This window comes from Planomonospora corallina, from assembly GCF_042650625.1.
In the GTDB taxonomy this organism is placed as follows: Bacteria; Actinomycetota; Actinomycetes; order Streptosporangiales; family Streptosporangiaceae; genus Planomonospora_B; species Planomonospora_B corallina.
On record NZ_JBHSBM010000025.1, the window covers coordinates 345,753 to 355,652 of the forward strand.

Annotated in this window: 11 protein-coding genes; 4 read left to right on the plus strand and 7 right to left on the minus strand. The window is 72.2% G+C overall.

Annotation, left to right across the window (positions count from 1 at the left end; translation table 11 throughout):
- Window positions 1-6: 6 nt before the first annotated feature.
- The 3 genes from ACFOWE_RS23575 to ACFOWE_RS23585 form a co-directional block, all read right to left on the minus strand.
- Window positions 7-414, minus strand: a complete 408-nt coding sequence (locus ACFOWE_RS23575; RefSeq protein ID WP_377291315.1) for a YciI family protein — start codon at window positions 412-414, stop codon at window positions 7-9.
- Window positions 415-541: 127 nt separating this feature from the next.
- Window positions 542-1,108 (minus strand): hypothetical protein, encoded by a 567-nt coding sequence (locus tag ACFOWE_RS23580; protein ID WP_377291317.1) that lies wholly within the window; start codon window positions 1,106-1,108, stop codon window positions 542-544.
- A 137-nt stretch (window positions 1,109-1,245) separates the two neighbouring features.
- A complete protein-coding gene (locus ACFOWE_RS23585; protein WP_377291319.1) occupies window positions 1,246-1,653 on the minus strand; it encodes a CBM20 domain-containing protein in 408 nt (135 codons plus the stop codon).
- Window positions 1,654-2,115: 462 nt separating this feature from the next.
- On the opposite strand from ACFOWE_RS23585, the gene ACFOWE_RS23590 reads away from it, so the two are divergent.
- Complete coding sequence (locus ACFOWE_RS23590; RefSeq protein ID WP_377291321.1) at window positions 2,116-3,744, plus strand: DUF885 domain-containing protein; 1,629 nt, start codon at window positions 2,116-2,118, stop codon at window positions 3,742-3,744.
- A gap of 79 nt (window positions 3,745-3,823) precedes the next feature.
- Here ACFOWE_RS23590 and ACFOWE_RS23595 read toward each other — a convergent pair whose 3' ends face one another.
- The gene (locus ACFOWE_RS23595) at window positions 3,824-4,906 is read right to left on the minus strand and encodes an epoxide hydrolase family protein (RefSeq protein WP_377291323.1); all 1,083 of its coding nucleotides are present in this window, start codon (window positions 4,904-4,906) and stop codon (window positions 3,824-3,826) included.
- Window positions 4,907-5,018: 112 nt separating this feature from the next.
- Here ACFOWE_RS23595 and ACFOWE_RS23600 point away from each other — a divergent pair, with 112 nt between their 5' ends.
- Window positions 5,019-5,492, plus strand: coding sequence for a MarR family winged helix-turn-helix transcriptional regulator (locus ACFOWE_RS23600; protein WP_377291325.1), 474 nt, complete (start codon window positions 5,019-5,021; stop codon window positions 5,490-5,492).
- Window positions 5,493-5,609: 117 nt separating this feature from the next.
- Here the strand turns inward: ACFOWE_RS23600 and ACFOWE_RS23605 are convergent, their stop codons facing one another.
- A complete protein-coding gene (locus ACFOWE_RS23605) occupies window positions 5,610-6,077 on the minus strand; it encodes a flavodoxin family protein (protein WP_377291327.1) in 468 nt (155 codons plus the stop codon).
- Between the two features lie 60 nt (window positions 6,078-6,137).
- Window positions 6,138-8,075 carry a cellulase family glycosylhydrolase gene (locus ACFOWE_RS23610; RefSeq protein ID WP_377291329.1) on the minus strand — a complete coding sequence of 646 codons (1,938 nt, stop codon included), beginning with the start codon at window positions 8,073-8,075 and terminating at the stop codon, window positions 6,138-6,140.
- Window positions 8,076-8,223: 148 nt separating this feature from the next.
- Here ACFOWE_RS23610 and ACFOWE_RS23615 point away from each other — a divergent pair, with 148 nt between their 5' ends.
- Window positions 8,224-8,619: a nuclear transport factor 2 family protein gene (locus ACFOWE_RS23615; protein WP_377291331.1), complete on the plus strand. Its 396-nt coding sequence runs from the start codon at window positions 8,224-8,226 to the stop codon at window positions 8,617-8,619.
- A gap of 63 nt (window positions 8,620-8,682) precedes the next feature.
- Here ACFOWE_RS23615 and ACFOWE_RS23620 read toward each other — a convergent pair whose 3' ends face one another.
- Entirely contained in the window at window positions 8,683-8,976 is a 294-nt protein-coding gene (locus tag ACFOWE_RS23620) for a hypothetical protein (protein ID WP_377291333.1), read from the minus strand.
- A gap of 104 nt (window positions 8,977-9,080) precedes the next feature.
- On the opposite strand from ACFOWE_RS23620, the gene ACFOWE_RS23625 reads away from it, so the two are divergent.
- Window positions 9,081-9,650 carry an ABATE domain-containing protein gene (locus ACFOWE_RS23625; RefSeq protein ID WP_377291335.1) on the plus strand — a complete coding sequence of 190 codons (570 nt, stop codon included), beginning with the start codon at window positions 9,081-9,083 and terminating at the stop codon, window positions 9,648-9,650.
- Window positions 9,651-9,900: the final 250 nt, after the last annotated feature.

Below are 9,900 nucleotides of genomic sequence, written 5' to 3' on the forward strand. Positions count from 1 at the left end.
GAGAGGTCACTCCGTGATGGTGGGCGGCGCGGTGAGGAACGGGCGCACCTCGAGCCACTCGTGGATGGGCTTCCCGCCCGCCCCGGGGGCGGCCGACAGCTCCCCGGCCAGCTCGATGGCGCGCTCGTAGCTGTCGACGTCGATCACCATCCAGCCGGCGATGAGGTCCTTGGTCTCGGCGAACGGGCCGTCGGTGACCGGCGGGCGGCCCTCGCCGTCGTACCGGACGAACACCCCCTCGGGGGCGAGCGCCTGACCGCCGACGAACTCGCCGCTCTTCTCGAGCCGGGCCGCGAAGTCGTGCATGTACTGCATGTGGGCCGAGATCTCCTCCGGAGTCCACTGGTCCATGGGCACGTCGTTGACCGCGGCCGGGGCGCCCCGGTAGTGCTTGAGCAGCAGGTACTTGGCCATCGTGTTTCTCCTCGGTGCTCGTGCGACCCATTCTGGTCGCGTTCACCCCGGGGACGGAGCCCGGCACGGATTCTCGACATCGCCGCCCGGATTCTTCCCGGGTTCCGCAGACGAACCTCCGGAACGATCAGAAGGCGGGACGGACGTGGTGGGTCCGGCCACCGACGCCGGCGTGGTTGGGTCCGGTGGACCAGATGTCGTCGTTGACCAGCACCTTGTACTCGAAACGCTGCCCCTCGGGTATGCCGGTGACGGTGCACTCCCACAGGTCGGCGGCCCTGTTGGCGCACGGCCGACCGGAGTGCCAGCTCAGCGGCGGCACGTCGCCGCGGATGGTGACCGTGTTGCCGTATCCGGCGTCATGGCGGACGAACACGGTGCTGTCGCCGGTGCACAGGTCGAGGCGGTCGAGCCTGCCATGGGGGCCGACGTGCCCGGAGCCGACGGTGGTGGTCCGCCCCGGCGCGAGGAAGACGCAACTCCCCTCGTGTCCGTCCTGGTAGACGGGCCTGAAGGTCAGGCCGTCGGCGCAGTTGTTGGTGGCCATGGTGTAGCGCCAGTCCTGGCCGTAGGTCAGGCAGGGGGGAACGGCCGCCGGGGAGGCCGCACGGGCGGCGGCGGGACCGGTGATGCCCAGGAGGGCGGCGGCGGCGAAGCCGAGGGCGGCCGACACCGCGGTGAACCGGAATCTCATGTGCTTCTCCATCGTGAGCCGGGGCTCGTGGTGAACAGAGCCCGCATGGTTTGCGAAATTCCTTGCAAAATCTTTCGGAAGAGGTGCGGCGCGAGGCCTCACGTCATGAGGGGCGCGACCGGCCGGTCAGCCCGCCGCTACCGCCAGGAGTCGTTCCTGCTCGCGGTGCCGGTCGGAGGCGTGACGAAGGCGCGGTCGGGGGTGGACTTCCACGTCACGGCGCCGGAAGGGTTCTTCTTGATGTACTTGTACTGCATGACCGTGTCGCCCGGCAGGGCGACGGCGGCCCGCCAGCGGGGGTAGTCGGCCGGGCTCAGCGTCACGGCGCGGGCGGGGTCCCACGCTCCGAGCTCAGGGGCGCTGCCGACGACGTAGACGTTCTGGCCCAGGTAGGTGGCCGCTTCGGCGGTGAAGGTGACCGTGACCGTGCCGGCGGCGCCGGCCGGAACCGCCGTGGCCACCAGTGCGGCGGCGAAGGCCGCCACCAGCAGGAGCACCTGCCGGGCGTGTCTGACCAGGGGATTTTCGATCGGGTGTGGTGACACCGCGGTTTCTCCTTGTTCTTGACGGATGAGAACGGCCGGGGACGCCGTTGCCGCGGCGTCGGCGTCCCCGGAGTGCGCGGAGCTCCTTGCGACCCTGGATTCTTCTCACGCCTCCTCCGCTATGCAAGACCTTGTGGAATATTTCTGAAATCTTGCAATAAATTGATTGTGACAAAGGCATGGCGGAGAGTGGTGAATCCTGGCTGGCGTTCTTCTCCGGGAGAAAGACCGGACCGGGCCGCGCGCTGTGATAAGGCTCACAGCGCGATTTTCGGGCGGTCATGACTTCTTTCACGGACACCCGTATCCGTACCGCTTCATAGGAGTTCTCCGACGAGGTTCTCCGCCCGGATTCCTCGCCGGGCCGGTGTGTCCGCCGTGGAAGGAGCGTCGGCGCGGTTCACCGGACGACCTGCCGGATCGCCGACCGCCCGCCGGTTCGCGGCGGGTTATCGTGCCGGGATGACGAGCCCGATCTTCAACCTCTGCGACGAGTACGTGACCCGCTCCGCGGCGCTCGACCCCGTCGGCGCCGCGGCGGACGGGATCGACGTCGAGTTCGCCGCCACCTCCGACTACGGCCCCGACGGGCACGCGGCCCGCGCCGCGCTGATCGGCGAGACCCTCGGCAGGCTGGCCGCCCTGGAACCGGAGGGCGAGGCGGACGTGCGGGCCGCGGCGCACCTGCGGGAGCGGCTGGAGGCTGAGCTCGCCTGGCACGAGATCGGCGAGCCGCTGCGGGCCGTACGGGCGCCGTTCGGGCCCATGACCGACCTGCGCGACGGCGTCGACCTGCTGCCCCACGAGAGCGAGGACGACTGGCGGAACGTGGCGGCCCGGCTGGCGGGCATGCCGCGGATGCTGGACGGCTGGCGGGCGAGCATGGAGGAGGGCCTCGCGCGCGGCCTGGCCGCGGCCCGCCGACAGGCGCTGGAACTGGCGGTCCAGCTGGAGATCTTCGCCTCCGGCGCCACCCACAAGGGCCTCGTCGAGGCCTACGGCGACGGCCCCGCGCGGGCCGCGCTGGAGGAGGGGGCGGCCGCCGCGTACGCCGCCTACGACGGGATGGCCCGCTACCTGCGTGAGGAGTACGCCCCCAGGGCGGCCGAGGCGGACGCGGTCGGGGCGGAGCGCTACGCGGTGAACGCGCGGCTGAGCCTGGGCGCCGACATCGACCTGGTGGACGCCTACCGCTGGGGCTGGGAGGAGCTGGCCGGGATCGAGGCGGAGCTGGCCGCCGAGGCGGACCGGGTACGGCCCGGCGCGTCGGTGGAGGAGGCGGCCGCGATCCTCGGCGAGACGCAGTTCGTCGAGGGCCTCGACGCCTACCGGGGCTGGCTGCAGGACCGCCACGACGAGGCGGTCGAGCGGCTGCACGGCACCCACTTCGACATCGCCGAGCCGCTCCGCCGGGTGGACGTGACCCTGGCCCTCGACTCGACCTCGGGCGCGGCCTACTACACCTCGCCGAGCGAGGACCTGTCCCGGCCGGGCCGTACCTGGTGGCCGGTGGGCTCCGAGCGGCGGTTCACCGTCTGGAACGAGCTGACCACGGTCTTCCACGAGGGCGTGCCCGGCCACCACCTGCAGCTCGGCCAGACCCGGGTGGCCGGGGAGAGCCTGTCCCGGTTCGGCAGGAACTCCTGGGTGAGCGGGCACGGCGAGGGCTGGGCGCTGTACGCCGAGCGGCTCGCCGACGAGCTGGGCTGGTTCACCGAGCCGGGCACCCGCCTGGGCATGCTCGGCGGGTCGGCGATGCGCGCCGCCCGGGTGGTCATCGACATCGGCGTGCACCTGGACCTGCCGCTCCCCGACGGCTCGAAGTGGACCTTCGAGCGGGCGTGCGAGGTGCTGCGGGACCGCGGCCGCTGCGAGCCGCACCGGGTCCGCGCCGAGGTGGTCCGCTACTTCGGCTGGCCGGGGCAGGCGCCGTCCTACAAGCTCGGCGAGCGGGCCTGGCTGGCCGCCCGCGAGGAGGCCAGGCGGCGCCAGGGCGCCGCCTTCGACCTGCGCCGCTGGCACACCGCCGCCCTCGACCTCGGCCCGGTCGGCCTGGCGGGTCTCGCCGACGCCCTGCGCCGCGCCGGCTGAACTCCGGCCGGCGCCGCTCGGGGTCACCGGGTCTTCCGGCGGGTGACGGCTCGGTGGCCCCGCCGACGGCCCGGCGGTCCTACCCGATGAGGGTGAGGAAGAAGTCCCGGACGTCCTCGGCCAGCAGTTCCGGCACCTCCATCGCGGCGAAGTGGCCGCCGCGCTCGAACTCCGACCAGTGCCTGATGTCGTACAGCCGTTCGGCCAGCGGCCGCACCGACTGCGTGATGTCGTGCGCGAACACCGCCACGCCGACCGGCGCCGGGCACGGCCCGGCGCCCCGCGGGGTGTCGCGGTGCAGCCTCGCCGAGGAGGCCGCGGTGGCGGTCAGCCAGTACAGCGAGACGTCGGTGAGCAGCCGGTCGTCGCTGATGTGCGAGCGGGGGTCGGTCCACTGCGCGAAGCGCTCGGCGATCCAGACCAGCTGGCCGACCGGTGAGTCGGTCAGCGCGTAGCCGACGGTCTGCGGGGTGAGGGCCTGCAGGGCCTGGTACGGCGGGCGGTTCGCCATCAGCTGCCTGATCTTGTCCAGCCGGGCCTCGTCCGTTTCGGACAGCTCGACGCCGGCGTCCGGGTCCGGCCGGGTCGGCAGGTAGTTGACGTGCACCCCGACGACCCGCTCGGGTGCCACCGCGCCGAGCGCCAGGGAGATGCCCGCGCCGAAGTCGCCGCCCTGCGCGCCGTAGCGCCCGTACCCGAGGCGGCGCATCAGCTCGGCCCAGGCCCGCGCGACCCGGACGACGTCCCAGCCGCGCTCGTGGGTCGGCCCGGAGAAGCCGTACCCCGGGATGGACGGGATCACCAGGTGGAAGTCGCGTGACAGCGGCTCGATGACGTCGAGGAACTCCAGGAACGAGCCGGGCCAGCCGTGGGTGAGGATCAGCGCGAGCGCGTCCGGCTTCGCGGACCGGACGTGGACGAAGTGGATGTTCTGACCTTCGATCTCGGTGGTGAAGTGCGGGAGTTCGTTGAGCTCGGCCTCGTGCTCGCGCCAGTCGTATCCGGTCCGCCAGTGCTCGGCGAGCTCCTTGAGCCGCGCCAGCGGGAATCCGTAGTCCCACCCGGCGCCGGCGACCTCGTTGGGCCAGCGGGTGCGGGCGAGCCGGTCGGCCAGGTCGTCGAGGTCGGCCTGGGGGACGTCGATGCGGAACGGCTTGATCATGGTCTCAGCTCCGGGTAATCCGTTCGTCGGATAAATGTTTGTTCTACTAACGTTTATTCCACGAACGATAACACGATCATTGGTGCGCCGAACGAATCGCTAGACTTGCCGCATGCAGAGTGAGGAGACGCCCGCCCGGTGGCAGGGCCTGCCCAGCTGGCTGCTCACCCAGACCGCCCACCACGCGCACCGCCTGGTGGGTGACGGGTTCTCCTCCGCCGGGGCCCGCGGCTACCACTACCGCCTGCTGGCGACGCTGGAGGACTCCGGTCCGGCCAGCCAGGCCGTGCTGGGCCGCCGCAGCGGCATCCACCTCAGCGACATGGTGGCGACGGTCAGCGAACTCGCCGATCGCGGACTGGTCGAGCGCGCCCCGGACCCCTCCGACCGGCGGCGCAACGTCATCTCACTGACCCCGGCGGGCAGCCGGCAGCTGCGGCGGCTGGAGGAGCGGCTGGCCGAATGCCAGGACGAACTGCTGGCTCCGCTGTCACCCGAGGACCGGCAGCGGCTGACCGAGCTGCTGTCCAGGCTGCTGGACCACCACGACCGGCGGGCCGGCGCCCCCGGAGAGCCGGGGCGCTGACCGGGGACGCGCGGCCCGGCCGCGAGCGCGGCCGGGCCCGGATCCCGCCGTCATGCGGAGCCGATCCCGCCGTCGTACGAGGCCGACCCCGCCGTCACCCGGGCCTGGACCCCGCCGTCACGCGGGGCTGATCGTCGCGGCGACCGTGGCGCCGAGCTCCCAGCAGGCCGCCAGGTCGTCCTTGCCCGGCGCGCCCGTCACCGTCACCGGCCGGTGGACCCGCTCCCAGCCGAGCCCGGAGGCGATCGACTCCACGGCGCGGACGGCGCCGGCCGTGTTGTCGTTGCCGTGCACGTACAGGGCGTACGGCAGCCGCCGGGTCTCCTCCAGGCAGGGGTAGTAGACGGTGTCGAAGAAGTGTTTGAGCGCCCCGCTCATGTAGCCGATGTTGACCGGAGTGCCCAGGACGACGCCATCGGCCTCGAACACGTCGACGGCGGTGGCGCGCAGCGCCGCGCGGGCGACCACCTCCACCCCTTCGACCTCGTCGGCGGCGGCGCCCCGCCGTACCGCCTCGAAGAGCTCCCGCAGCGTGGGCGAGGCGGTGTGGTGCACGATCAGCAGACGGCGGAGATCTCGCGACACGACGCCGATCCTCTCATGTCCGCCCCTCGTGGATCAGGCGCTCGAGGCGCGGACCGCGGCTCAACCGGGGAAGCGCTGGTCCCTCCATGCGGCCAGTTCGGCGGCGGCGGCCGTCAGCTGGGCGGGGGTGACGGCGGGGCCGGTGTCCGCGCCGACCACCAGGACGGCGTGCACGGTGCCAGGCGCCGCGCCGGACGGCCTCAGCAGCAGGCGATGGGCGGTGGACGAGCCGGTCTCCGTCACGATCGCCGCCGGTCCGGAGGCGGGCAGGCCCGCGCGGGTGGCCACGTCGCCGACCACGACGGTGGTCCCGGCGGTGAAGGAGGCCGGCAGGTGCAGCTCGGTCGGGGCGCCCGGGGCGGCGGCGGGTTCGCGCCAGACCAGGACGCCGAAGCGCCGGTCCCTGACCAGCGCGGAGACGTTCGGCATGGAGGACGGTACGGCCAGCCAGGCCTGCTGCCGCCCGGCGCCGCCGTAGCCGGACCGGGCGAGGTCCTCGTAGGCGAAGGCCAGCACGTCACCGGCGACCGCGGAGGGGTGGAGGCGGTCCAGCACCGCCCGGTCCAGCCGGGTGGCCAGGGCGCCCGAGGCGTCGGCGGCGACCACGGAGAAGTCCTCGTCGTTCCAGGCGTCGCCCTCGGTCCGCACCTTGGCGGGGTTGCGGTTCATCAGCTCGTGGTGCCGGCCGCTGTAGAGGTCCCAGTGCCACTGGGTGGAGGAGAGCACGTCCCCTCCGGCGGCGGCGTCCCGCCACCAGTTCCTCCCGGGGACGCCGGAGTCCATGGCCTGGTACATGGCCCGCACCATCCACGGGGTGCGGTCGCTGCCGTTGCCCGACATCTTGTGGCCGAACTCCGAGACGAAGGGCGCGGTGGCCAGCGCGCGGGCTCGGTCGCGGATCTCGTTCATCGCGGCGCCGTACGTGCCGTCGGAGGCCGGCGACAGGTCGATCGTCATGCGGGCGCCGTCGTAGAAGTGGCTGTTGAAGACGTACCGGGTGCCGAGGGCGCCGGCCGTGGTGAGCCCGCCCTCCTCGAAGAAACCGGTGTTCCAGAAGACCAGGGGTTCGACGAAGGCGGGCTTGCCCGCCCACCCGGCGGTGTCCATGGCCGCGCGGAAGCGCTGGTAGAAGGGCATCAGGTAGGTCTTCTCCCACTCCAGGCCGCTCTTCCCGGACAGTCCGCCGTCGTAGGGCTCGTTGAAGGGGTCGATCCCGATGACGGAGGCGAAGTCCTGCTCGGGCAGCCGCTGCCTGATGTGGGTCATGGCGGCCGTCGCCTGCCGCAGGAAGGCGTCCTGGACGCCGATCTCGCCCGCCTCCGTGCTGACGCGCCGGTTCCGCCAGAAGTCGTGGGCGGCCCGGCGGACCGCCTCGTTGGTCTGCATGTTCTGCCCCCACAGCAGGCAGATGCCGCAGGACTCCCTGGGGTAGTTCCCGGCCCTGACCACCCACTCCGGCGCGCCGTCGCCGGTGTACCAGCTGTCCGCGTGGAACAGGTGCGAGGAGTACAGGTCCTGGTGGTAGTCGACCAGGACGCGGATCCCCCGGCCGGTGAACGCGCGGATCTGCTCGACCGCCCGGTCGAGGTAGGCGTGGTCGATGACGGAGGGGGACGGCTGCACGCCCTCCCAGCTGATGAGGAAGCGGATCGCGTTCGCGCCGGTGAGGTCGCGCATCGCCTGCGCCGAGCGCGCGGCGTCGGCGGTGCTGCGGAACGGCAGCAGCGAGTTCTCGTACAGCTTGGTGCTGCCGGACACGTTGAACCCGCGCAGCGTCACCTCCCGGCCGTGGCCGTCGCGGAAGACCCAGCTCCGCTGCTGCTTGGCGGTGACGGTCAGCGCGGTCGGGGCCGCGGTGGCCGGCGAGGTCCGGGCCGTGGTCGGGGCCGCGGCCGCGGGGGCGCGGGTGTCACCGGTGGCGGCGGGGGCGAACGTCAGGGCGGCGGCCAGGGTGGGGACGACGGCCAGCCGTGTCATGCGGGACGATGCTGCTCGCATGACCGGAGAGTAGAGCCCTACTCATGTTCTTGCCAGTAGACGGTCCGCCATACTCGTCTCCCTTTCCCGCGTCCTGCGGGAAATGTCCGGGGCGCGTTGTAGCGTCCGCCTCGAAGCGGACAACGATCATCGGCCATGGAGGATCGCCGTGGACGTTCACGAGGCCGCGCTGCGCTGGACACGGGTGTGGACCAGCGGGTGGGCGGACAAGGACATCGAGGCCATCGTCGGGTGCCAGGCGGAGGACGGCGTCCACTGGTCGACGCCCTTCGGCGCCCCGCATCGGGGGCGCGCCGGACTCAGAGAGTACCTGCAGGGCGCGTTCGCGTCGGAGATCGAGCCGACACGGGCGCGTTTCGCCGCGCCGGTGGTCCAGGGCGATCATGCCGCCGCGGAGTACTGGGCGCTGTGCCGCTACGACAGCGGACCGCTGACCATCTCGGGATGCACGCTGCTGCGGTTCGACGCGGACGGCCTGGTCGCCGAGTCCCGGGACTACTCGTACGTCACGCCGGGCCACCGGCCCTTCCCGTTCGGCTGGTGAGGCGGGCCCCGCCGGTGCCGGCGCACCGGCGGGGGCGGAGGCCGGGCCACCCAGGGAGCAGGGCTATGCGGTGTGCAGGACCTGGGCGTGCCGCATCTCGTGCACGGTGCCGATCCGGCCGAAGAAGCCCTGGGCGCGGGGATCGCCCGGCATCTCCCTGGCCGCGCGCTCGGCGACGGCGGCGGACGACCAGATGATGAAGTCCATGACGGTGCCGTCGTCGAAGCGGGCGAGGTGGGCGCCCTGGAATCCGTCGCCGTAGCGCTCCTTGAGCAGCTCGATGAGCTGTTCCCGATGGGCGGTGAGGGCGGCGGGGTCGTCGGTGTCGAACCTGATGTACTCGATGGTCGTGCTCATGGCGTCATCCTTCGTCGATCACATTGGTCACGGATTTGATGAGGCGAATCCGTGAGTTGAAGCTATCACGGATTCACTGAGCCGAATCCGGTAGATTGAGGGGGGTGACCATCCGGGATCTGCAGGAGATGCCATGGATCGGCGAGGATCCGGTCCTCGATCTGGCCAACACGGTCGTCGTCGGCGCAGGCCCGGCCCGCGGTGACGTCGACTTCTTCACCGATCGAGAACTCACCAGGCGATGGCGTGCTCGCACCGATCCCGGACTGGCCGCCCTCCCCATGGAAGAGCTGCGGCGACTACGCGGATTGGTCCGCGACGCACTGGACGCGGTAGCCAGGCGGCACCCGCTCAACGACGGTCTGCGGGCCGGCCTGAACGAACTCGCCTCGTCGGCTCCCGTCATCTTCCAGGTGACCGACGACGGGCTGCTCGAACAGCGGGAGCAGAACGCCGGCGCCGGCGCCCGCATCGCCCGCGACACGCTCATCCTGGCAGCGGGTCCGGACCGGCAGCGGATACGACGCTGTCCCGCCCCCAGTTGCGGCATGTTCTTCCTGGCCAGACGCCGTGATCAGGCATGGTGCTCTCTCGGCTGCGGCAACCGGGCGCGCTCCACCCGGCGCCAGTCGCGGGAAGCCGACGAGACGAACACGCCCGCAGTGCGATCGTGACGCCGGGCTCGCGCCTCCTCGCAGCACACCGCGTGTGAGGGCCGGCGGCCCGCCGGAAGGCACGTCGCGGCCGGCGGGAGCACGGGGCCGGTCTTCAGCCGGAACCGGCACATGACAGGTGCCGCGGACGGGTCCGCGTCCTGGGCGTGCGCCCGCCGGTCCTGCGCCGTCTGACCGCCGTGTCAGGCGGCGTTGTGCTGCCAGGGGGTGGTGGCCAGCAGGGCGGGGACGCGGTCGGCGGGCACGGGGC

Coding starts and splice junctions, on each gene's coding strand:
- ACFOWE_RS23575 (WP_377291315.1), bottom strand. CDS start 414: ATGGCCAAGTACCTGCTGCTCAAGCACTACCGGGGCGCCCCGGCCGCG.
- ACFOWE_RS23580 (WP_377291317.1), bottom strand. CDS start 1,108: ATGAGATTCCGGTTCACCGCGGTGTCGGCCGCCCTCGGCTTCGCCGCC.
- ACFOWE_RS23590 (WP_377291321.1), top strand. CDS start 2,116: ATGACGAGCCCGATCTTCAACCTCTGCGACGAGTACGTGACCCGCTCC.
- ACFOWE_RS23595 (WP_377291323.1), bottom strand. CDS start 4,906: ATGATCAAGCCGTTCCGCATCGACGTCCCCCAGGCCGACCTCGACGAC.
- ACFOWE_RS23600 (WP_377291325.1), top strand. CDS start 5,019: ATGCAGAGTGAGGAGACGCCCGCCCGGTGGCAGGGCCTGCCCAGCTGG.
- ACFOWE_RS23610 (WP_377291329.1), bottom strand. CDS start 8,075: ATGCGAGCAGCATCGTCCCGCATGACACGGCTGGCCGTCGTCCCCACC.
- ACFOWE_RS23620 (WP_377291333.1), bottom strand. CDS start 8,976: ATGAGCACGACCATCGAGTACATCAGGTTCGACACCGACGACCCCGCC.